This is a genomic window from Paucilactobacillus suebicus DSM 5007 = KCTC 3549 (genome assembly GCF_001434475.1).
GTDB lineage: Bacteria > Bacillota > Bacilli > Lactobacillales > Lactobacillaceae > Paucilactobacillus > Paucilactobacillus suebicus.
In genome coordinates this window covers 44,143-67,732 of record NZ_AZGF01000004.1, presented here as the reverse complement: position 1 = coordinate 67,732, position 23,590 = coordinate 44,143, and the positions used below count along the sequence as shown (strand labels likewise).

General features: G+C 40.8%; 22 protein-coding genes. 7 read left to right on the top strand and 15 right to left on the bottom strand.

From position 1 onward, the window contains the following. Nucleotides 1-430 precede the first annotated feature (430 nt). Complete coding sequence (gltB, locus tag FD16_RS02790) at nt 431-4,900, top strand: glutamate synthase large subunit (protein WP_010621505.1); 4,470 nt, start codon at nt 431-433, stop codon at nt 4,898-4,900. Nucleotides 4,901-4,912: 12 nt separating this feature from the next. Further along, nucleotides 4,913-6,358, top strand: a complete 1,446-nt coding sequence (locus tag FD16_RS02785; protein ID WP_010621504.1) for a glutamate synthase subunit beta — start codon at nt 4,913-4,915, stop codon at nt 6,356-6,358. A gap of 181 nt (nt 6,359-6,539) precedes the next feature. Here the strand turns inward: FD16_RS02785 and FD16_RS13240 are convergent, their stop codons facing one another. From FD16_RS13240 to serC, 4 genes are all read right to left on the bottom strand, one after another. Further along, a complete protein-coding gene (locus tag FD16_RS13240; RefSeq protein ID WP_268869679.1) occupies nt 6,540-6,662 on the bottom strand; it encodes a hypothetical protein in 123 nt (40 codons plus the stop codon). Nucleotides 6,663-6,665: 3 nt separating this feature from the next. Then, a complete protein-coding gene (locus tag FD16_RS02780) occupies nt 6,666-7,106 on the bottom strand; it encodes a nucleoside-diphosphate kinase (RefSeq protein WP_029508318.1) in 441 nt (146 codons plus the stop codon). A gap of 654 nt (nt 7,107-7,760) precedes the next feature. Then, on the bottom strand, nt 7,761-8,954 hold the full coding sequence (locus FD16_RS02775) for a phosphoglycerate dehydrogenase (RefSeq protein ID WP_010621502.1): 1,194 nt from the start codon (nt 8,952-8,954) through the stop codon (nt 7,761-7,763). After that, nucleotides 8,955-10,028, bottom strand: coding sequence for a 3-phosphoserine/phosphohydroxythreonine transaminase (gene serC, locus FD16_RS02770; RefSeq protein ID WP_010621501.1), 1,074 nt, complete (start codon nt 10,026-10,028; stop codon nt 8,955-8,957). A 581-nt stretch (nt 10,029-10,609) separates the two neighbouring features. On the opposite strand from serC, the gene trpX reads away from it, so the two are divergent. The 3 genes from trpX to FD16_RS02755 are packed head-to-tail and all read left to right on the top strand — an operon-like array spanning nt 10,610 to nt 13,258. Then, nucleotides 10,610-11,602, top strand: a complete 993-nt coding sequence (trpX, locus tag FD16_RS02765) for a tryptophan ABC transporter substrate-binding protein (RefSeq protein WP_010621500.1) — start codon at nt 10,610-10,612, stop codon at nt 11,600-11,602. Further along, entirely contained in the window at nt 11,602-12,501 is a 900-nt protein-coding gene (locus tag FD16_RS02760) for an ABC transporter permease (RefSeq protein WP_010621499.1), read from the top strand. The genes trpX and FD16_RS02760 overlap by 1 nt, the downstream gene beginning before the upstream one ends. Continuing rightward, nucleotides 12,494-13,258, top strand: a complete 765-nt coding sequence (locus tag FD16_RS02755) for an ABC transporter ATP-binding protein (protein ID WP_010621498.1) — start codon at nt 12,494-12,496, stop codon at nt 13,256-13,258. The genes FD16_RS02760 and FD16_RS02755 overlap by 8 nt, the downstream gene beginning before the upstream one ends. Before the next feature lie 181 nt (nt 13,259-13,439). On the opposite strand, the gene FD16_RS13235 is transcribed toward FD16_RS02755, so the two are convergent. The 7 genes from FD16_RS13235 to FD16_RS02725 all read right to left on the bottom strand — a co-directional run bounded on the left by FD16_RS13235 (nt 13,440) and on the right by FD16_RS02725 (nt 18,565). Next, on the bottom strand, nt 13,440-13,574 hold the full coding sequence (locus FD16_RS13235; RefSeq protein WP_268869678.1) for a hypothetical protein: 135 nt from the start codon (nt 13,572-13,574) through the stop codon (nt 13,440-13,442). Between the two features lie 314 nt (nt 13,575-13,888). After that, nucleotides 13,889-14,755 carry an NAD(P)-dependent oxidoreductase gene (locus FD16_RS02750; protein WP_010621497.1) on the bottom strand — a complete coding sequence of 289 codons (867 nt, stop codon included), beginning with the start codon at nt 14,753-14,755 and terminating at the stop codon, nt 13,889-13,891. 12 nt (nt 14,756-14,767) lie between these two features. After that, complete coding sequence (locus tag FD16_RS02745) at nt 14,768-15,409, bottom strand: carbonic anhydrase family protein (protein WP_010621496.1); 642 nt, start codon at nt 15,407-15,409, stop codon at nt 14,768-14,770. Nucleotides 15,410-15,561: 152 nt separating this feature from the next. Then, entirely contained in the window at nt 15,562-15,885 is a 324-nt protein-coding gene (gene trxA / locus FD16_RS02740; RefSeq protein ID WP_010621495.1) for a thioredoxin, read from the bottom strand. A gap of 4 nt (nt 15,886-15,889) precedes the next feature. Further along, nucleotides 15,890-16,639 carry a TerC family protein gene (locus FD16_RS02735; RefSeq protein ID WP_010621494.1) on the bottom strand — a complete coding sequence of 250 codons (750 nt, stop codon included), beginning with the start codon at nt 16,637-16,639 and terminating at the stop codon, nt 15,890-15,892. 22 nt (nt 16,640-16,661) lie between these two features. Beyond that, nucleotides 16,662-17,570, bottom strand: coding sequence for an RluA family pseudouridine synthase (locus FD16_RS02730; RefSeq protein ID WP_010621493.1), 909 nt, complete (start codon nt 17,568-17,570; stop codon nt 16,662-16,664). Then, a complete protein-coding gene (locus tag FD16_RS02725; RefSeq protein WP_010621492.1) occupies nt 17,570-18,565 on the bottom strand; it encodes a choloylglycine hydrolase family protein in 996 nt (331 codons plus the stop codon). The genes FD16_RS02730 and FD16_RS02725 overlap by 1 nt, the downstream gene beginning before the upstream one ends. Nucleotides 18,566-18,673: 108 nt before the next feature. On the opposite strand from FD16_RS02725, the gene FD16_RS02720 reads away from it, so the two are divergent. Then, complete coding sequence (locus FD16_RS02720) at nt 18,674-19,591, top strand: magnesium transporter CorA family protein (RefSeq protein ID WP_010621491.1); 918 nt, start codon at nt 18,674-18,676, stop codon at nt 19,589-19,591. A gap of 143 nt (nt 19,592-19,734) precedes the next feature. Here FD16_RS02720 and FD16_RS02715 read toward each other — a convergent pair whose 3' ends face one another. Genes FD16_RS02715 through FD16_RS02705 form a run of 3 tightly spaced genes read right to left on the bottom strand, consistent with a single transcriptional unit; the run spans nt 19,735 to nt 21,745 of the window. Then, complete coding sequence (locus FD16_RS02715) at nt 19,735-20,796, bottom strand: aspartate-semialdehyde dehydrogenase (RefSeq protein ID WP_010621490.1); 1,062 nt, start codon at nt 20,794-20,796, stop codon at nt 19,735-19,737. Nucleotides 20,797-20,832: 36 nt separating this feature from the next. Next, a complete protein-coding gene (locus FD16_RS02710) occupies nt 20,833-21,300 on the bottom strand; it encodes a MerR family transcriptional regulator (protein WP_010621489.1) in 468 nt (155 codons plus the stop codon). Nucleotides 21,301-21,310: 10 nt separating this feature from the next. Further along, nucleotides 21,311-21,745: a GNAT family N-acetyltransferase gene (locus FD16_RS02705; RefSeq protein ID WP_010621488.1), complete on the bottom strand. Its 435-nt coding sequence runs from the start codon at nt 21,743-21,745 to the stop codon at nt 21,311-21,313. Between the two features lie 115 nt (nt 21,746-21,860). Here FD16_RS02705 and FD16_RS02700 point away from each other — a divergent pair, with 115 nt between their 5' ends. Continuing rightward, nucleotides 21,861-22,742, top strand: a complete 882-nt coding sequence (locus FD16_RS02700) for a VOC family protein (protein WP_076625527.1) — start codon at nt 21,861-21,863, stop codon at nt 22,740-22,742. 1 nt (nt 22,743) lies between these two features. On the opposite strand, the gene FD16_RS02695 is transcribed toward FD16_RS02700, so the two are convergent. Further along, on the bottom strand, nt 22,744-23,403 hold the full coding sequence (locus tag FD16_RS02695; protein ID WP_010621486.1) for a histidine phosphatase family protein: 660 nt from the start codon (nt 23,401-23,403) through the stop codon (nt 22,744-22,746). Nucleotides 23,404-23,590 lie beyond the last annotated feature (187 nt).

Genomic DNA, 23,590 nt, shown 5'->3' with positions numbered 1-23,590 from the left:
TGCCCGTCGTGTTATCACTATGTAGGTAGTTCAACTGGTCACTTAAATCAAATCTGACACATTCACCAACCAGTCAAATTTGATTGGGCTTTCACCTCTTTATTAATTAAAATTGAATTAAATTATAACCACAACGACCTACTATTTGCAATCTTAATTAAATCACTAAATGCCACAAATACCCAAGTGATCGCGGAAAGCTATGTTATAAAATTAGAAACTATCTTAATATAAATTTGGAATATTTTAAACCACTTTTGTCATTTTAATTGTAATTAATGCAAATAATGATGAATTTTTGTGTAAAATGCACAATTTAATAAATTAATTTAGTGAAAATTACATTGCTTTGAAAGAATAATTAGAATATCATGAGAAATTAAGCAAAGAATTTAATTTTTAACTAATGTTTATTAAAGTAGGTGGTTAAATGAGCAGTCAAATGTCCAAAGGTAAGTTAATGTATTCCCCCGAGTTTGAACATGATGCTTGTGGGATGGGATTTATTACACAAGTTGATGGTAATGCTAGCCATGAATTGGTTGAAAAAGCTTTGACCATGCTCCAAAGAATGAATCACCGTGGCGGTACCGGTGCCGAACCTGACACTGGTGACGGTGCCGGAATTTTAATGGCTATGCCTGATTCATTCTTTCGTAGTCAAATGGCCGCTAAGAATCAAGCACTGCCAGACTACGGAGATTATGCAGTAGCCCAGTTGTTTTTACCTCACGATAGTCGTGAAAAGGAAACAATGTTGGCTTCAATCAGAACACAAATTAATGATGCGGGTTTTCCTATACTATGGACCAGAAACGTGCCTTTCGTTTATGAAAGTTGCGGGCCTGCAGCCCAAAAGTCAATGCCCGCGTTCATTCAATTAATTATTAAACGACCAGTGGACGTTAAAATTGGCCGTCCTTTTGAGGATCAACTTTATCATTTACGACGTCAGCTTGAAAAGACATTTGGCCATCAATCATTTGCCATCTGCTCACTTTCAAGCCGCACAATTGTGTATAAGGGGATGCTTCATGCGTACCAAGTTGGCCTATTCTACCCAGATTTGCACGAACCAAGTATGCAAAGTGCCATTTGTTTGATTCATTCACGGTTCTCAACCAACACCTTCCCAAGCTGGGAACGTGCACAACCATTTAGATTTCTTGCCCACAACGGTGAAATCAACACCTTAAAAGGTGCGGAAAATTGGCTGACTTCCCATGGCATTGAAATTTATGATGAAGATGATTCCGACTCTGCCAAGTTGGAAAATTGCATGGAATATTTATATCGTCATGGACGATCAATTCCCCAGGCACTGATGATGATGATTCCTGAAGCTTGGGGACCTGATGCATCAATGGCTCCAGAAGAACGCGCATTTGACGAATACAACGCAACCTTCATGGCTCCATGGGACGGGCCTGCCGCCCTATGTTTCACCGATGGTATCCAGGTCGGCGCATTTTTGGATCGTAATGGTTTGCGTCCTTCCAGATATACGTTAACTAATGACAATGTGCTAGTTGTCGGATCGGAGTCAGGAATTGTAGATATTAAGCCAACTGATATCAAGGAAAAGGGCATCTTATCACCTGCTGAAATGTTACTGGTAGATACCAACAAACATAAAATTTATAAGTCTGATCAACTAAAACAAGAATTTTCAACCGCTCACCCTTACCAGCAATGGTTAACTGCTAATCGATTAACACTTGATAATTTGCCAGAAGTTAAGGCAGATGCCAAAATCAGTGATGACGAGCTACAAAAATTATGGCGTCGCAACGGCTATACTCACGAAGTGATCGAGACTGCACTAATACCGATGGCTCAAAATGGTGGCGAACCTGTTGTTGCCATGGGGTTTGACTCTCCGTTGGCAGTCTTGAGTAAAAAGTCTGAGTCCCTGTTTACATATTTCAAACAGTCATTCGCTCAAGTTACTAATCCACCAATTGATCCCTTACGTGAAAAGGTGGTTATCGACACTACCTTATTCTTAGGTCGCGACGATGATATTACAAAAGACATTGCTGACAACTGTCAAAAGCTAAAAATTGATAGTCCAATTTTAAATAACCAAGAATTTGCTAAATTGACTAGTTTGGATCTTCCTTCATTAAAGGTTAAGGAAATTTCGCTAGCATATGATCTGAACGATATTCCTAATCGGCTCGGTCACGCACTTGAAGCAGTATTTAAGCGTGCAGAAAATGCCATCGACAACGGAGCGTCAATTTTGATTTTGACTGATCGTAGTGTGGCTGATAACCAGATGACAATCCCTGTTTTACTGGCAGTGGCCGGTTTACACAATTACTTAGTCGCTCAGGGAAAAGGCACTGATGCTTCAATTGTCGTCGATACGGCGGAAGCATGTGAAATTCACCATTTTGCCTGCCTCGTTGGATACGGTGCAGCTGCCATTCACCCATATGGCGCATTCGCTACCCTAGTGGAACGCGGTTACGAAAAACAATTAGATAATTACTGTCATGCTTCTGTTAAAGGGATTGTTAAAATCATGAGCAGAATGGGTATTTCAACAGTTGCTGGGTATCAAGGTGCTCAATTGTTTGAAGCTGTCGGTTTGAATGATGAAGTCGTTAGCCAATACTTTACTGGTACACCAAGTAGAATCGGTGGACTTGATCTTAACCAAATTGAATCAGAGTACTATGAAAAATACCAAGACGCATTCGATAATCACGCCATTGATGATCTACCTTCCGGTGGTAGCTTTCAATTTAAAGTTGATGGTGAACATCATCTTTACAATCCAAAATCAATTTATCAGTTTCAAAAGGCGGTTCGGACTGGTAAGTATGATGAATATCAAAAATATGCTGACCAGATGAACCAGGAAGCTTTAACTGACCCGGTTACCCTGCGCTCAATGTGGAACATCGATAGTACGGATCGTCAATCAGTTCCAATCGATGAAGTTGAGCCGGTCAGTTCAATTGTTAAACGGTTCAAGAGTGGAGCCATGAGTTTTGGTTCACTATCACAAGAAGCACATGAAACAATTGCGATTGCGATGAATAAACTAGGAGCTAAAAGTAATACTGGTGAAGGTGGAGAAGACCGTCGTCGTTTCAAAGTCGGTGCTGATGGTCTCGATCGTCACAGTAAAATTAAACAAGTTTCAACCGCTCGTTTTGGCGTGAATACAGAGTACCTAATGAACGCTGAAGAAATTCAAATTAAAATGGCTCAAGGTGCTAAGCCCGGCGAAGGTGGTCAGTTACCTGCTGGTAAAGCTTACCCGTGGGTCGCTGACATTCGTGGATCAATTGCAGGCGTGCAGCTCATCTCTCCGCCACCTCATCACGATATTTACTCAATTGAAGATTTAGCACAGTTAATCTATGACCTAAAGCAGGTTAATCCCTACGCAATCATTAACGTTAAACTGGTTTCTTCAACTGGTGTCGGAACAATAGCCGCCGGCGTTGTTAAAGCTGGCGCTAATACAGTTGTCATTGCTGGCTACGATGGTGGCACAGGTGCGGCACCCCGCAACTCAACTCGTGACAGTGGTCTGCCATGGGAAATGGGACTTGCTGATGCACACCAAACACTAGCCTTAAATCATTTACGCCAACGGACGACGTTAGAAGTAGATGGTAAACTCATGACTGGTCGTGACATTGCTGTTGCCATCATGCTTGGTGCCGAGGAATTTAGCTTTGCGACGTTAACAATGGTCTCAATTGGTTGTGTCATGATGCGCAAATGTAACTTGAATACTTGTCCAATTGGTATTACGACTCAGAATCCAGATTTACGCAAACTTTATGCTGGCAAGCCTGAACACGTCATGAACATGATGCGTTTCTTGGCACAGGACCTGCGTGAAGAAATGGCCAAACTGGGATACCGGACAATTGATGAAATGGTTGGCCACGGTGAACACCTATCCCCACGGTATATACCCGCAGGTAAGGCTAAATCACTGAACTACGATCGGATGATTGGTAAAACCATTTCGATTGAAAGAAAAGCAAAGGATCCATTCAAACCGAAGTACGACTGGCCAGATTTGGATGCGTTTGCCAAGACCAGCTTGGAAAATGGCAATGCTACGACCATTAATCTGCCAATCAATAATACGGACAGAACTGCTGGCGCCCGTATGGGTGGCTGGATTGCAGCTCACTTCGGCAATAACACTTTGAAACCTGGACTAATGAAATTCAATTACAAGGGTACTGCAGGACAAAGCTTTGGTGCATTTATCACTCAGGGTTTGGAAATCAAACTAACTGGTGAAGCCAATGATTATGTTGGTAAAGGATTATCCGGTGGGCGTTTGATCGTTGCTGCTCCAAAACAGGCTCAAGACCTTTACGCACACGCTCCAATCGTTGGCAACGTTGCATGCTTTGGTGCCACTAGTGGTGAAGCATACTTTAATGGCCGTGCTGGCGAGCGTTTCTGCGTTCGTAATTCCGGTGCAAAAGTCGTCGTTGAAGGTGTCGGCAATAACGGTTGTGAATACATGACCGGTGGTGTGGCCGTTATCCTTGGCAGAACTGGACGTAACTTTGCTGCCGGCATGTCTGGTGGTGTAGCTTATGTGTACGACTGGACTCACCAATTTAAGAAACAACTTAATCCAGAATTGGTTGATACTTTTAAACTCGACGAAACTAGTGATGATACAACGGTATTGAAAGATCTGTTGCAAAAACATTACTACTTTACTAATTCATTCACTGCCAAAAAGATTTTGGACAACTGGGACGAAGAAAAAGATACGTTCATCAAAGTCTATCCACGTGATTATCACAAGATGCACGATCTGATTAAACAATATGAAGATGCTGGTGTACCTGAAGAACAGGTAGTTGAAAAGGCATTTTACGCCGCTACCAGCAGCCAAAGTTAGGAGGAATCAACAATGGGAAATCCGAGAGGCTTTCTATTATATGCCCGGAAAAATAACCCAATGCGTCCAATCATGAAACGAATCAAGGACTTTGACGTGATGGAATTGGACTTGAGTGATGAAGATCGACGTATCCAGGCCGCACGATGTATGAACTGCGGGATTCCATTCTGCCATCACGGCGTATTCTATGGAGATGGTAAAGCCGTCAGTGGCTGTCCTAACGACAACTTAATTCCAGAATGGAACGATTTGGTTTACAAAAACCAAGATAAACGTGCTTTTGAACGATTGACCAGAACCAACTACCTACCAGACATGACTGGCCGAGTTTGTCCTGCTCCATGTGAAGTTTCGTGTGTTAATGCGTTGAACGGCCCCGGCGTTACAATCCGTAATAATGAAAAGTTTATTATTGAACAGGCGTTCAAAAATGGTTGGGTTGTTGATTCCGGCAGACCAATCCGGAGAACAGGCAAAAAAATTGCAGTTATCGGTAGTGGACCCGCTGGTATTTCAGCAGCGTGGCGCCTTAATCAGCTAGGCCATTCAGTCACTTTATACGAACGGGATGATCGTTTCGGCGGTTTCCTCATGTATGGCATTCCTAATATGAAATTGCCAAAGGAAATTGTGGAACGCAGAATCGATGCATTACGCCAAGTTGGCATCAAATTAATGCCAAATACCGAAGTTGGCAAAGATATTACTGCTGAAGCAATCAAAGAACAGTACGACAGAGTGGTTATTTGTACTGGATCCCGTCAGGCTCGTGATCTCGATGTTCCTGGTCGTGAATTAGAAGGAATTTATCAGGCAGCAGAATACCTAAAAATAGCAACACAGTCTGTCCTTAAAGACGGCACTAAGGCCAGTACCAAGTTAGCTGGCAAGCATGTGCTAGTACTCGGTGGTGGTGATACAGGTAATGACTGTATTGCAACTGCCATTCGTCAAGGTTGTGCCGGTATAACACAGTTGGAAATCACACCAGCGCTTCCAAAGGAACGAACACCTGAAAATCAGTGGCCCGAATGGCCAATGGTGCTCAAGAATGGTTACGGACAACAGGAAGCAAGAACTCTGTTCGGTGAAATCACCGAGTACACAGCCACAGCTACGGCCTTTGCTGGTCGGAATGGCCATGTCAGTGAGGTTGAGGTTAGTGGTGTGGATCATTTCAAACCCATTCCAGGTAGTGAAAAACGTGTTCCGGCAGATTTGGTTCTACTGGCAATGGGATTCACTGGTGCTGAACAATGGCTGTTTGATGAATTTGGCATTACAGAAAAGAACAAAGATTATACTACTAATGATGACCAAATTTTTGTGGCAGGAGATTGTCGTCGTGGACCAAGTCTTGTTATTTGGGGTATTCACGAGGGCCGGATGTGCGCAGAAAGAGTTAATGATTCATTGAACGCACTTGCAAGCCAGAGCGTGAAGGCACGCGCATAAATGTTTGTGTTATAAAAAGGAACTCATTAATCGTGAAATTTTACGATTGGTGAGTTCCTTTTTTTGTTTATTTACTTTTTATTGCTGAAACGTGCTAAAAAAGCCAACTCCCGCGCATATAAGGCGCTGAATCAAATACTCAAGCCCAGAGTATCTGATTCAGCGCCTTATATACAGGGAGTTAATCGGCTTTTTTAGCACTCTTTTCTGAAACATGCTCCGAAATCCAGTTCATTCCGCTTAACCAACAAACACCAATCATTCCAAAACCAGGAATAATCGGTGTTTGTCCGTTAATGCTCATGAACTAATCGGATTTCTCCGCACTCTTTTCCGGAAACCAAATCCCGATCTCCTCCTCCGCAGCTGGGACGCTGTCCGAGCTGTGGACTACATTTCTTAAAATTCCATCCGGCCATTCACGGCCAAAATCTCCCCTAATCGTGCCAAAATCAGCGTCTGATGGGTTTGTCGCTCCGGCCATTCGGTGAAATACTTTGACAATATTAGTTCCGCTGGCAATCATTGCCACGATTGGCCCTTCCTGCATGTAACTTTCAATTTCAGGATAAAATGGCTTGTCTACTAATTGTTTATAATGGCGTGCTAACTGATCCTTAGTTGCTAACACTATTTTAAGGTCATCAATGTGATACCCTTTCTTTTCCAGTCGGGATACAACTTCGCCAATGTGGCCGCTAGCGACCCCATCTGGTTTTACCAAAATTAATATGCGTTCATCGTCCATATAACCCCTACCTTTCATCAAAACCATAACCAACTACCCACAATTTATATTATGTTGTGAAACCGATTACATTTCAATTGATAAAAGCAGGTGTATACAGGTAATACTGATACACCAAGGGTTAGACCCGTTAATTATTTTTGTAAGCTCCATAAATGTGGCCAGTTTACGTTGGTGGTTCTATGAATATGTGTCATGTCTTATCATCCTTTCACCAAAGTTTATGTGTTGAATAATATATTGTTCTATGTGTTATGTAACTATTATGTGTTGTGAGTACTGAAAGCCTATGTTTTATATGTGTGAATTGAATGAAAAAAGCGTCCTTGCTACAGAACATTGTCTGCAACAAGGACGCTTTCGCGTGTTACCACCTTAATTTATGGCATACTCACATATACCATCTCAACAGGTACTATTAATACCCCGACATTATATTGGGTGTCTGCCCATCATCCCTCGAAAAGGATGAGCGCTCTAGTCAATCTTTCATAATAAGGAACCTGCATCTTCCCATTAACGATGCTTGCTGTAAGGTTCGCTTACCATTACTCCACCGGCTAATTAGCACGCCGTTCATCAATTCATTAGTATGAGTATACCTAATATTGATACCAACTGTCAATATAATTTCTCATTATTTTTTAATTAATTCTAATTTTTAACGGACGGGTGTCTAATACCGCGTACTCTGATTACTTCATCAATTGACAGGCACTTTTCTTCAAACCGTTGATAATGTTCTTCATCCATTTGATCGACATCAATCATCGTGTACGCATAATCTCCACGTGACGAGTTAATCATGTTAGCAATGTTAATATTCAAGTCAGCCAGAATGGTGGCCACTCGTCCGACCATGTTAGGAACATTTTGGTGAAGAAGCGTTAGTCGGTAAGGTGAATTAAATGGCATTCTCACATCCGGGTAATTAACTGAATGTTCAATTTCTCCCGTCTCTAAATACTTTCGCAATGTGGTAGAAACCATGTAAGCACAATTATCTTCTGCCTCTTTTGTAGTTCCACCAAGATGTGGAGTAACCACAACCTTATCATGGTTAATTAATCCATCTGATGCAAAATCAGTCCAGTACTGGTCTAGTTGATTAACATTTAGGGCTGCTAAGACAGCTGTCTCATCAACGATGCCATTACGAGAATAGTTTAGCAATACCGCACCCTTTTTCATCATCAATAGCTCTTCTGCACCAATCAAATTCTTGTTTTCTTCATTATATGGAATATGGATTGTGACATAGTCGCTTTCGGCTAGGACCTCTTTCAAAGAATCGGCACGGGGAATGTCACTTTGTACCTGCCATGCATGCTCAACAGAAATATATGGATCATATCCGATAACATTCATCCCCATTTGATTGGCCATATCCGCCACCTTTGAGCCAACAGCACCGAGTCCAATGACGCCCAGTGTTTTGCCTGCTAATTCGGTTCCACGATAATGGTTCTTACCCGCTTCCGCCTGAAGTGTTACATCCGCCGTGTCGCCACTCTTTAACGACTTTGTCCATTCAATTGCTGGCAACACAGGGCGTGCTGCTAAAATTAAAATGGCAATAACTAATTCTTTAACCGCATTGGCATTGGCACCCGGTGCATTGAACACTACCACACCGTTCTCGCTAGCTTTATCAAGCGGAATATTATTGACACCTGCACCAGCACGACCAATTGCTAACAAGCTAACTGGCAGGACACCACGATGTAAATTTTGGCTTCTAATCAGAAGTGCGTCAGGTTCCTGCGCTCCATTAATCACGTACTGATCCTTTGGAAACACAGCTAACCCAACATTTGAAATTACGTTATATGTTTTAATTGCGTACATTTAATGAAGTCCTCCGTTGTCTATTTCAAATCGTTTCATAAAATCAATCAGTGCATCAACACCCTCGTTTGGCATTGCATTATATAAACTAGCTCGCATGCCACCTACTAGTCGATGGCCCCCAAGGCTGATCAATCCTTGACGGTTGGCCTGCGTAACAAACTGCTGGTCAAGATTGTCATCGCCTGTTTTAAAGACAATGTTAGTCAGTGAACGTTCCCGTGTTGGCACATCATTCTTAAATAGCTTCGAGTTATCGATAGAATCGTATAAAGTTCTTGCCTGTTCTTGATTTTGCTCATAAATTCTGTCAACACCACCAAACTGTTTCAACCACTTGAACGTCAGGCCAGCGGCATAAATGCAAAATACAGGTGGGGTATTGAGTGCTGAATGTTTTTTCGCTTCAAGATGATAATCCATGATTTCTGACAAAATTGGTTGCTCGTGTAATCGATTCTTTTTGACAATCACGATTGCCATTCCCGCAGGCCCAATGTTTTTTTGTGCTCCTGCGAAAATCAAATCAAACTGATTAACATCGTATGGTTCGGCCAGAATGTTTGATGACATATCAGCCACCAATGGCGTATTAATCTTCGGAATCTGATGGTACGTTGTCCCTTCAATCGTATTATTTGTGGTCACATACAAATAATCCAGAGGCCCAACCGATGGATTTTTAATAGATGGTAAATACCCCGTTTTCTCCGGTTGAATGTCTTCAACAGTCAAACCATCAATTCGATTGGCCGCATCCAAAGCCTTCTTTGCCCAATGGCCAGAATTTAAGTACGCCACGTGGTGATTTTTGGTTGCTAAATTCAACGGAACATTGGTGAATTGAAGAGTCCCACCACCATGAAGGAACAATACTTCGTAGTCATCACTGATTTGCATTAAATCACGCAGGTCAGTTTCTGCCTGTTGTGCCATTTCGTCATAAAGTGCAGATCGATGGCTGATTTCCATGATACTCATACCGCTATCTTTATAAGACGGCATGTCCCTTTTGATTTGTTCTACTACCGCTGCAGGCATGATCCCAGGCCCAGCCGAAAAATTATATCCCACTTTAAATTCCTCCGTTTTCAATTTGATTATCATCTTACAGTTAATAAAATTGATTGCAATGTACACAGCTATCTAAAATTTTCAAAAATCACCCTAATCACTGGCCACCAAAGCACTGATAATGTTTTGCACTAATTATCATAATTATTTTTATAATATTCCTCATCCTGTGAATTATCCACTTAGAGGCTTTATTTGTCAGTATTCTAAAGTATATAAAATAATTTATATAATTTTTTTATATTTATTGTTTTTATGATTCATCTATTGAGTAAATCTTAAAAACGCGTTGACAAGGTTTCTGACTTTCCTTATACTAAAAATCATTAAGACGACATAGGAGAATGGTCAGATGAGTTATCCAACACAACAACTGAATATTTGGTGGCAAAGTCGGTAATTCAGGTTGTGTACTCATCGCGGATACAACCTGATGTTTCAGATTGTATCTGTGCTGACTTTAGCTTACTTTAGTCTGCATGGATTCTCTCATGCAGGCTTTTTTCTTTGAAATAAAGGAAGCCTCATGAGGCTTCCTTTATTTTTTGGGATTAGCAATTATTTCTACGAGGTGAAAAAGGATGAAACGAATGTACACGTTCATCGCGATTCTATTGGTATTTTTGGGATTCGCGTATTTTATGGAAGGCGGCGGTACCACTAAAACTAAAACCCCACACGTTGGGATTTTAACACTAATGCATCAACCGGCGTTAGACCAGATTCACAAAGGGGTTATTAAGGGACTTGCTGACGAAGGATATCATGAAGGCAAGAACGTTAAGGTTGACTACCAAAACGCACAGGGAGATCAAAGTAATCTAAAAACCATGGCCTCAAAATTGGTTAATGAGGATAATGATGTGCTGGTTGGTATCACTACCCCCGCTTCTCAGGCTTTAGCAAACGCCACAACTAAGATTCCAATCGTACTTGGTGCTGTTACAGATCCACACGGAGCCGGTTTAGTTAAGAATAATAAGAAGCCTGGTGGAAACATCACTGGTGTGTCTGATCAAGCACCACTGGCACGGGATCTTAAGTTAATTAAGGAATTTATGCCACATATGAAGACGTTAGGTATCATTTACACTTCGAGTGACAGTTCAGCCACCACTGAGCACAGATTATTTGTTGCACTTTGCAAAAAAGAACACGTCAATGTAAAGTCATATTCAATTTCTAACAGTAACGACTTGAACCAGGTTTCTCAAGAAGCTGTCTCACAATGTGATGCAATTTTCGTGCCAACAGATAATACAATTGCCGGCGCAATGAGTACATTAGTCGCCAATGCCGATGCTGCTAAGAAGCCAGTCTTCCCTGCTGTTGACACAATGGTTAAGGATGGTGGAGTTGCTACCTATAGTATCAACCAATACAAACTTGGTATTGAAGGTGGGAAGCTAGCTGGTCAAATTCTTAAAGGCAAAAAGAAAACGGCCACAACACCTGTTAAGTACATCAAAAATGGTGAACCTACTTTGAACTTGAAACAGGCTAAAAAATTAGGCTTACATGTACCAGCTAAGTTCTTGAAAGACGCTAAAGCAAACGGGGAGGTCTACAAATAATGAGCTTAATTGTTTCCGCAATCGGTCAAGGCCTCCTATGGGCAATCTTAGGCCTGGGACTATTTTTAACATTTAGAATTTTAAACATTGCTGATATGACGGTCGAAGGAACCTTTCCAATGGGTGCCGCAGTAGCGGTCACCGCCATTGTTCATGGCTATTCACCGATGACCGCCACGTTATTTGCCTTTCTTGCGGGCATGGCGGCCGGATTAGTTACTGGTTTGCTATACACCAAGGGTAAAATCGATATTTTATTAGCCGGAATTCTGGTAATGACGGCAGCCTACTCAGTGAACCTAGAAATTATGGGTAAATCAAACACGTCATTACTCGGTCACAAAACACTATTAAGTTCAAAGTTTTTTGAAGCAATGCCTAACTACTTTAACTCAGTATTTCTAGGAATGGTGGTTATTGCTGTAATTACTTTGATCCTGGTATTCTTCCTTCAAACTGATTTAGGACAGGCATTCATTGCCACTGGCGATAATGAAAAAATGGCTAAGTCATTGGGGATTCATACTGACAACATGAAAATTATGGGACTAATGGTTTCAAATGGTATGGTCGGTATCTGTGGAGCATTAGTTGCGCAAAGTAATGGTTACGCTGATATCAACATGGGGATCGGTACCATCGTTATTGCTCTTGCTTCCATCATCATTGGTGAAGTTGCCTTTGGCGAATTAACACTAAACCAACGACTAATTGCTGTGACTCTTGGTAGTATCATTTACCGATTGATCTTATTGGCTGTCCTTCAATTAGGTTTCAGTGCCAACGATCTCAACTTACTGTCGTCATTAGTTCTTGCAATCTGCATGATGCTGCCACAATTCCGTCGGGCGCTTCATTTGGATCGCATATTTAAAAAGGAGGTTAAGTCTCATGACTAAGCCAATTTTAGAATTAAAAGACATTGTAACTGTGGTTAATAAGGGTACCAGTAATGAAACAACCATTCTCAAGGAATTGAATTTGACGATTAATGAAGGAGATTTCATCACAATTGTTGGATCTAACGGCGCCGGCAAATCAACATTATTTAATGTCATTGGAGGCAACCTATCTGCTGATAGTGGTCAAATCTTGTTACACGGAGAAGATATCACGCACGAAAATGAGGAAGACCGAACTCACTTTTTAAGCCGTGTTTTCCAAGATCCAAAGCTTGGCACAGCACCACGGATGACCGTTGCAGAAAATATGTTGCTGGCAGAAAAGCGTGGTGAAAAGCGTCGTCTTGTCCCTCGTCACATGAAGCAACACATAGATAAGTTTACTAAGATTGCTACAACCATGAACAACGGTCTTGAAGAACGGATGTCAACAGCTACCGGTAATCTGTCTGGTGGGCAACGCCAGGCACTGAGTTTCCTAATGGCAACACTAAAGCGTCCTGACATCATATTACTAGATGAGCATACCGCAGCCTTGGACCCAAGAACCAGCAATAATCTTTTACACGCGACCAACGAAAGAATCACTCAAGATCACCTAACTGCTCTGATGATCACCCATCATCTAGAAGATGCTTTAAAGTTTGGTAATCGTTTAATTGTTTTGAATAACGGTACAATTAAGGCAGATTTACGTGGTGAAGAAAAGGATAAACTTACGGCTGAAAACTTATACGAGTATTTTGAAATGTAAATTACCTTTTTTATATTGACTGACGAAAAAAAGTGAAACCGCCTAAATTTTATAGATGAAACGTGATTCAGTAAACTGCTCCACATCAAATAAGGCAGGTAATCAAAATTCCCAAAACCGGAGATTTTCGATTACCTGCCTTATTTGAAACGGAGTAACCCATTTGCTGAATCACTCTTTGTTAGGTTAGTATCATAACCACCGTCACGACGGCCATAATCACAATCCAACAACTGATAATCAGCAGCGTATCTTTTGCTGATTGATGTAATTTAATTTTTTTCTTTTGCTTAACTTGTTTAATCATGGCTGCCATCTGGGATACCGCCTTTCTTGCCTGTGTCGACTTTATCTTATAGCGTAAGTCTACCCGATATATATGTGTTTCATAAGGAAGGTTTAAGAATTTTTTGTGTCCTTTTGATAGAGTCTTTGGATATTGAATATTCGAATGTCGGTTGATAAAAATTGTCAGATTAACTGGTATAATCAATTTTAGTTTTTTATTACTAAAACGCGTTTCAAGTGACTGCTCCACATCAAATAAGGCAGGTAATCAAAATTCCCAAAACCGAGGATTTTCGATTACCTGCCTTATTTGAAACGAAGCAACCCGTCACATGAAACGCTCTACTTTTGCCACCATAGCTTAACCAAGGCCTGGGTTCCATCATCCCCCAATCCCTTTTCATCTACCAACTGCTCATACAACTGTTTGGCCTGCATGGTCGCTGGTAATTCTATTTCCATTTTTTGAGCTTCATCAATCGCAATTCGTAGATCCTTCAAAAAATGTTTTGCAAAGAATCCTGGTGTGTAATCATTACGTAGAATTCTAGGAACGTAGGTCTCCATGCTCCAATTATCTGCACCACCTGAACTCAGTGTTTCCAAAACCATTGGTAAATTCAAATTAGCCTTCTTTGCGTAGACTAACATTTCGGTTAGGCCAGTCATTGTGCCAGCAATCATAATTTGATTAGCCATTTTGGCATGTTGTCCTGCACCATAAGTGCCAAAATAGTTATGTCGTTGGCCAATTGAATTGAAGACATCCTCAAGCTGGTTATAAGCGTCACGATTGCCTCCGACCATAATCGTCAAAGTTGCGTTCTGTGCACCTATATCACCACCGGAAACTGGGGCATCAATTACTTTTAGTCCTTGCTTTTCTGCGTAATGGCCAATTCTTTGTGCTAAGGACGGTGTGCTAGTTGTCATATCAACCAAAATTTGATCTCCAGTTGCCACAGACAAAATACCATTCTTACCAAAATATACTTCTTCTACATCCTGTGGGTAACCAACCATAGTAAAAACTGCTTCCTGGTTTTCAGTAGCTTGCGATGGTGTCTCCGCCCAAATCGCACCACTATCTAATACTGACTTGGCATGTTGTTTTGTTCGATTATAAACAGTCACCTGATTACCTTGCTTGAGCATGTTCTTTATAATTCCTGTTCCCATAACACCCGTGCCGATAAATCCAATTTTCATGATGCGTGCCTCCTAATTATCTAACTCAGTCAGCCAAACATTCCTGTCATTTAACTCTTGTAAATTGCGAGTATTTTTTTGTTCAAACAAGCCATTATATTGATCTAGTTGATTCTGAGAAACTGACAACGGTGTTTGATCTACATACCAACGAACACCTTCCGTTAGCGGCGGAGTGGTTAGTGATCCTAGGTAACGGAAAATAGGTCCTTGCGTGGGTAATAGTTTTTGAATCTCAATTGATTCATCAAAATTGGTCGTCTGTCCCGCTTGAAACGTTGCCAACATCTTATCAAAATCAGGATTTGAATCGCCAAGTTCAGCCATTCTAGCGACCACTACTAATTGGCCAATTTGATCCTGAAACACAAAATGCCATTCCATCGATGCCTTGTGACCATCAATTTGATGTTCCGATGGTGAATGAAAGTGTAGTTGTTGAAATTGATACAGATGATTTTCAATGACAACAAAGCCACTCCCGTTTACCTGAAAGTTGATCTCCATGTCACTAATACTGGTACCAGTCACTGGTTGCCAGTTAAACAGTGCTTCCGGTTCGGTTCGTCCAGATTCACGAGTATTTAATTCGATTGGTGATTGTTGTTTGCCAAATCCGTTTGTCCATTGATCCTGCTTTGAATAATCCAGCATAACTGTTCCCCTTTACTAATTATTATCCATAGTTTACGCCGTTTTAAGAACGTTGGCACAATAAAAAAGATTGCCAGAGATAATTTTCTCGCAATCTTTAGTGCAATTACATATTGATTAACTGTGTTCCAAAAGCTCTTGAGCCATGCTTCTTAAACACTCTCATTTATTTTTTTCTCAACATACCTCGCTAACTTATCTTTTGAAAAAAGACCTGTTAGTTTTTCTTTTGCCGTGCCATCCTTGAACACGACCAGACTGGGGATGCTCATTACTTTATATCTTTCTGCGATATCTTGTCCCTCATCAACGTTCATTTTGACGAAGTTAACTTGATCATTAAATTCTTCTTCTAACTGATCAAGCACCGGTTCCATCATCTTACATGGTGCACACCATGGCGCCCAAAAATCGACAATTGTTAGTTTACCAGTAGTTAAATCATCAAAATTTTTTTTATTGGCAATTTGCGCCATTATGTCACTTTCCTTTCTTTAAACTGCGACGAACAAAATGAATGATCATTGTCACAGCAAACATACATAGCATAAAGATGCCAAATGCCCCCGATGATATTTCGATATCAATCATTGGGATTGTCAAAAATAGCTTAATTGCGATCACAGCGATTAATATATAGGCCATCGGCTCTAGTTCGGGGATTTTTCTCATTAAATTCATAATAATTTCGGCAATCCCCCGCATACATAAAATACCAATCAGTCCACCAATTAGGACAATTACAGGATTTGATGAAATTGCCAATGATGCAAGTACTGAATCAACGGAAAAAATAATATCCATCATTTCAATCTGTACCACCACCGACCAGAACAACGGCAAAATACGTTTGCGTTTTAATTTGTGGGTTCGTATCACTGTTTTAGTGCCAAAAAATTTATGGCTAAAGAACCTGTACACTAGGTACATCAAATACAGTGCCCCAATTACTTTAATTTCCCACAAGTGAATCAGAAAAACTCCGACACCAATTATCAAAAATCGAAACAAATAGGCGCCCCACAGACCATAGAACAGTGATTTTTCCTGTTCTTTAAGCGTGGGTAGTGCTCGTGTTTGCGTTGCTAACACAATTGCATTATCTACCGACAAGAGACATTCAATCATGACCAACGAAAGAATAATCATCCAATCTTGTCCTGAGCTGATCACAGAGGCCCAATTGTTGAGATCAAAGAATGGTCCATAAAGCTTTTCAATTAGTGACAATTAATTCCCCCCTTTAACCAGTTTATATTAAGTGCCATTTTACTATATTTTGATTGAAATAGGTTGGATTTTTCACATTGATTATCTTGCTTTCACTTTCAAACGGAATTACAAGGTGCAACGTGGCTCCGTGTAACAGCATATGCTCCGCTGAAATATCATTATACAATGGATCACCAACAATTGGAGCACCTAGCGATTTTAAGTGCACCCGAATTTGATGAGTACGGCCAGTTTGTAAATTCAGACGTACGAGAGCATGCTGTCTTGACTGTGAAATCACTTTATACTCCGTTAAAGCTTGTTGAGGGGTATCTCCATTCACCTTTCGTTTCCGTTTATCATCTGGATCACGGCCAATCGGTGCACTGATGACACCTGCAATTTGAGGCAAAGTACCATCGGTGATGGCAAGATACTGGCGTTTAATCTGTTTACTACTGATTAAGCGATCTAAAATCGGAACTACCACCGGATTCTTCGCAATAATCACAGCTCCACTAGTTTGTTGATCAATCCGGTGAACCATGTATGGAACCTGATTGCTTTGGGACAAATAAGCAGCCGCAAAGTTCATCAAAGTCCCAGTTTCACCCTGCCAGTTAGGATGTGTCTTAATCCCCGCCGGCTTATTGACGACCATTAAATCACGGTTTTCAAAAAGCACCTGAACAGATTGATGATTATCAATAAGGTATCGTGATTCGTTAGTTCTAAACTCATCCCCTACAAATCTCATCTCAATCTTATCCCCGTTATTGACAGGCAAGTTCATTGTTCGATAACTGCCATTAACAAGCACATTTTTCCGAATTCGTAAGTAGTGCACAATTCGTCGTGGCAATAGCCAATTACCTTCTAACAGATTCCTTAAACTAATTGGCTGATTCAATAAGCTGACAGTTTGCTTGATTATCCATCTATAATTCATTACTCCAGGTCCCCACTATGGTTCAAATCTATAACATGCGGTTGGTTACTTACCTCATACATAATTGGTGTTGTGCGTTTTAACAAATTATCAGTTAATTGTAATTTAGTCACTGTCATTTGGTTGTATGCTTGAAAGTAAAATGAGCGGCTTTCAGAAGTTGTTGCAGATCTGTAAACCGAATACGTCGGTTGATGATCAGTATTTTTAGGAACAGTAACTCCGTCCAATAACCGCCAACTACTGACGAGTGATTCAGATTCATCAGCCGGCTGATTTGCACGTTCCTTAAAGTATGCTGCTCTGATAAAACGGGCACCAGGCGAGTATGAACCAGGTGGAATTGACTTGCCAGACAGACTACCAGTTGTCACCTTAGCAGTATTCAACGGTACATTACCTCTCAAAAATGCAGGTGAAAATTCAACATACTTTTTCAGACGATCTAATTGTTTTTCAAAATGAGGACTATTAGTTACAATCCCTAATGGATTATCAATTACCCGCATAGGGTTTTGAGTGGGTTCAATAACCACGATACGACCAGTTTTGTCAGCAAATGCAAAGTGTAGTTCCGGATATCCATATTTAGTATCGCTATTAGTGTCATCCATTAATTCTACTTGAGGTAATTTTTCAATTAGTTCATCCACACTACGACAATTGCCCAGTGCCCAAAGAACAAATTCAAAGGCCGCTAACTGAGTTTTATCCGCGTTGCGTTCACTCATTAAGCGTGCTCCGTTTGCAAAGGTCAGTTTTTGTCCACACAAACCATACTCATTCACGCCATCGGAAACGTTGGCTCGCATTCCTCTATAATTTCCACCACCGACAATCGCATATTCATTTGAATATGTGTGGTGATTGAAGCGTGTTTGCCACTTAAAATTTCTTGGTAAGTAGATTGGTGCATTTTCAAGTGAAGGCCAGTCCATGGTCCGAGACAACATGTGTGTGCCGTCAATTGCAATTTGATAAATACTGGTGCACATGCTGATCATCCTCCCGTCATTTATTGAATAAGTTAATTGTAAATCAGGCCTTTACTTTCGCCAAATGAAAGTGTTTAATTGATGGCGTCAAACAAGGAGAAAATTTATATGCTAACCATAACCAACGTTAACAACAATATTAAATGGATTAATGTTCAAAATCCTTCAAGTGATGAAACCATCAAACTAATCACTGAATACCAAGTCACTGATGAAATGCTGGCTTACGCAATTGACCCGGATGAACGTGCACGTGTTGAATCTGATCCACAAGCAAATATTACGTTACTGATTTTCGACGTTTATTGTGTGCCAGACGACGATGCATCTTCGCAGACAGCACCAGTCGGCATCATGTTCACAGGCGATAATTTAATCACATTTACAACCGAACAAACTAATTTTGTAACCGAGTTATTGCATGATGAAGTTGAATACCAAAAGAAAAATAAACAGGTTGTTGACCAAATCGACCTTGTGTTGCCACTACTATACCAACTTTCAACGGACTATTTTGCTCCGATTCGTCAAGCTGACTCTCAACGAGTTGAAATTCAACGTTCGTTGCAGCGCCGAACTGATAGAACTGCCATTAACAACTTCGTCAGTATTGAAACTAGTCTAGTTTACGTTCTAACATCTCTTCGTGGCAACGTTACGTTACTTCAAGATTTAAAACGGCGTTCTCGAGATTTAACCACCCAACAGACAAATGACTTAGACGACGTTTTAGTTGAAGCTCAACAAGGTTTGAAAATGGCTCAAATGACGTCTGACATTATTGAACGGGTATCCAACGCCTACTCAAAAGTCTTAGACAGTAATCTAAACAACACCATGCGTTTCTTAACCATTTATTCGATTGTACTGACAATTCCGTCAATCGTCTTTGGTTTCTTTGGTCAAAATGTCCATTTACCATTTGAAAAATCACCCATCGGTTGGGAATTAACGATTATTGTAATGCTCGTTCTTGCGGTCACTACCTTGTTCTTGTTGATGAACAATCATTGGTGGAAGAAGTAGTTTGCTGAGGTTGATACAGTAAACACTGGTAGTTTTAGAGACTGCTCCACATCAAATAAGCACCTTAATCAAAAGCCTCACAGTTCAGAGGCTTTCGATTAAGGTGCTTATTTGAAACGGAGCAACCCGTCTCTAAAAACACTCTATTTTACATGTAATAAATCCATTCTATCCAAGTACTCGGCAATTTCCACCGAATTCCATGCTGCACCCTTCAATAAATTATCCGACACATTCCAGAGGTGGAACGCGCCCTTATTTTCTTGATCAGGCCGGATGCGACCTACAAACGTATCTCGTTTGCCAGCAGCATTGATTGCCTGTGGATAGATTTGATGATCTGGATCATCTTGTAATACATCACCATCAAACTGTGAAATTGCCTCTTGAATACCAGCAACATTTGCATTTTTGTCTAGTACTTCAAAGTACACAGACTCACTATGGGCAATTGGAACTGGTACACGAGTACATGTAGCTGTCACCTGGATATCATTGCTATCCATATCGCCGCCGCACATAATCTTCTTGGTTTCATGGATCATCTTCCACTCTTCGTGGGTATATCCATCATCTTCAAAAACATCAATTTGTGGTAACACGTTAAACGCTTGTTGGTAATGTTTCTTATCACCCTTGACCGGTAGAACTTCTGGTTTATAATCTTCGCCATCCAAATAAGCACGACTTTCATCAAGTGTTTCTTTGATTGCACGGTTGCCAGCACCACTAACAGCTTGCATGGTAGTGACGATCACACGTGATAATCCATATCGTTCACGAATTGGTTCCAAAGACATCACCATTTGAATAGTTGAACAATTAGGATTTGCAATCAATCCATGATGTTCTGCTAAGGCCTCAGAGTTTACTTCTGGTACCACCAATGGAACTTCAGGATCCATTCGAAAGGCCGATGTGTTATCAACAACCACTGCCCCACGCTTGATTGCTTCAGGTGCGAACTTCTTAGACACCGAACCGCCAGCTGAAAACAGAGCCAGGTCGATTCCTGCAAACGAATCTGGGGTAGTTTCTTCAACCGTTAGTTCTTGATCCTTGTACTTTAGCTTAGTACCAGCTGATCGTTTTGAAGCTAATAATTTAAGCGATTTGACGTGCAGTTTAGACTCCGATACCATCTCAATCATTCGGGAACCGACCGCCCCCGTTGCACCGACAATTGCCACGTTGTATTCACTCACAGAAAAGGACCTCACTTATCTAAAATTTAACCTATTCTACCATTTTGTTGGCTTTGAGTCTTCCATTTCGCTTTTTGCGTCACGAACTTCGTAATGCACACCACTTTCATCATTAAAACCATACAAAACTTTAGTGTGATCGTCGTCAAAGTAGCCCATATTTACAGCTCGTTCACCATTAATTTTCTCAACACCACAGAATGATTTCCTAACAAATTCATGAAACCACTTAGAATCCTTAATCAACGATTTACTCTTCTCATTTGCGGCCGTGAGCGTATATCCTTCATCTAGCAAACGTTTAATTAACGCAACCTTAATATATGACTTAAATCCAAATACTCGTGCATCGTGATCATCTACGCGATCCATGGCAGATATAAATTCTTTTTTCTCCCAATAACGAAGCTGACGTGTTGATACTCCAGTCATCTTGCTTAATTCACCAATCTTGAACCTGAGCAAACTGGTATCAATCATATTTGCAATTTTGTTTTGTTCCATCTTTATTCCTCTATTTTAGCCGAAGTTCCATTCTTTTATGCTGAATACCTGCATCTAAAAAGATCGGTCCAACGGTTTCAAATCCCAACGTCTCATAAAAGCCTATGGCAGTGAGTTGCGCACCTAAATATACAAGTTCTGCCTCTCCATCTGCACTAATTTGGTGTAACACATCATTAAGCAGCTCAGCGGCGTAGCCATGGTGCCGAGAATTTTTAATAGTTGCGACACGCTGAACATGAACCTGGACGCCTTCTTTTATAATTCGAAGGGTGACAACCGGCAGTCCACCAACATAGCCAACATAATGAGTTGCAATCGCATCGCCGTCGTCTTTTTCCAACTCTTCTGGTACCTGCTGTTCTTTAACAAATACAGCCATTCTAATCGCTATTGCGTCATTAAACACTTGTCCATGTTTGCCAACCGTTTGCTTAATTTCCACGCCTTCACCCCTCAATTATTCCATCTACCATTGTATCATCAACTGAAACATATTTCGTGCATAAATCATTGATGAAAATTATACTTAGGAAAACGTTAACACAAGGGAAGCGATTATGATGAAAATTCACCATATTTCTACTTTGGCCAGTCAATTTAAGCCTAATTTGAACTTTTATACTAAGGTCTTAGGATTACGGCTCGTTAAAAATACAGTCAACCAAGAAAATCCGAGCATGCGTCACGTCTTCTACGGAGATTATCTCGGATCTCCAGGAACGGTTCTAACATTTTTTATCGTTCCTCTACTTGGGAAGCGCACAGATGGTAATCACTACATTAACAGTGTTACCATGCAAATTCCAAGGGGTAGTTTTCAATGGTGGGCAGCTTGGCTGACAAAAAATGACATTGTCTTCCATCAAACAAATTCCTTACTGACCTTTGATGATCCTGATCAGTTTACGATTACATTAACCGAAGGTCCTGCTATGTTGGCAGAAAAACAAATCAATTCACAATCGCTCGTCCCAGCTGACAAACAAATTGTCCAAATTCTTGGGACTTCTTGGGCTGGACCAGCCATCGTGAACAGTGCCACTTTCTTCCATGATTTTCTTAGCACGAACACTGACGACCAAAAAGTAGACCTTGATAATAACCAATTCATTAAATTAGTGCAAACAAATGAACCTACAAAGAGAACCAGATTTGGGCGGGGAAGTGTTGATCATTTGGCACTTCAAGTTGACAGTGAAGACGAACTATTTGCCTATTGGCAAAAAACAGTTCAACAAGGTTGGCAACTTGAAATTTATCGTGATCGTCATTGGTTTAAAAGTATCTACTTGAGAGACCCCAGCAATAACCGGCTGGAACTGGCTACCACTTCACCAGGTTTCACAATTGATGAGCAACTTGACGATCTTGGTACTAGTCTCGTATTGCCGCCTTGGTTAGAAAATAAGAGAGCGGTCATTGAAGACCAGCTCTCCTAGATTATGTTCGATTATAATATTCTACGGTAACATCATCATCAGTTAGATTCATCTTGGTAACACTGCCATTGGCTGGCCGCACGGTCAAATCATACTGACCTTGACCAAATCGTTCCATCATACTGAGCACTGTGTTGCCATGACTAATCAGTAAAATGTTATCACCATCTTTTAAGCTGTCATTACCTCTAATCAGCGCAAATCCTTGATCAAGGCGTTGCCAATACTCCGCATTATTTTCAGCATCGTGAAACGGGTCCGCATCTTTAAGAAAATCTTTAGCCTTACCAATCGAATACTTACCAACAATCTCCTTAAATGTGTTTAATCCATGTGGGGCACCTGCCATGTACCACGCTTCATCCATGTTAGTGCCTTCATAGTAGCCGTAGAATTCCTCGCGAAAATACGGTGCAACAATTGGTGACTTCACGGAGTCTGCTTGATTGGCAGTTAAAATCATATTGGCTGTATCCTGTGCTCTAGTCGTATCACTGCAATAAGCGGCCGCAAAATGGGTCGATGCTAACTTAGCACCGGCTTTTTTTGCATCATCAATTCCCTTTTGTGTCAGTGGAGAATTACTCCACCCCTGTAATTTATTGTATATATTAAAGTAGGTTTGTCCGTGGCGGACAACGTAGACGTTTAATTGTGTCAATGTAACCCCTCCAATTTCATTATGGACCTCACATCACATTTACCTTACCGCAAGTCATCATAATCCACCATTATTTTTTTGAGATTTGGTCAATTTTACTGGTAAAACGAATTAAAACACTTAACTTTTTATTATATATTCCTTCACAATCGAAACAGGTTCTTCAAGAAGTATGATAAAATATTGA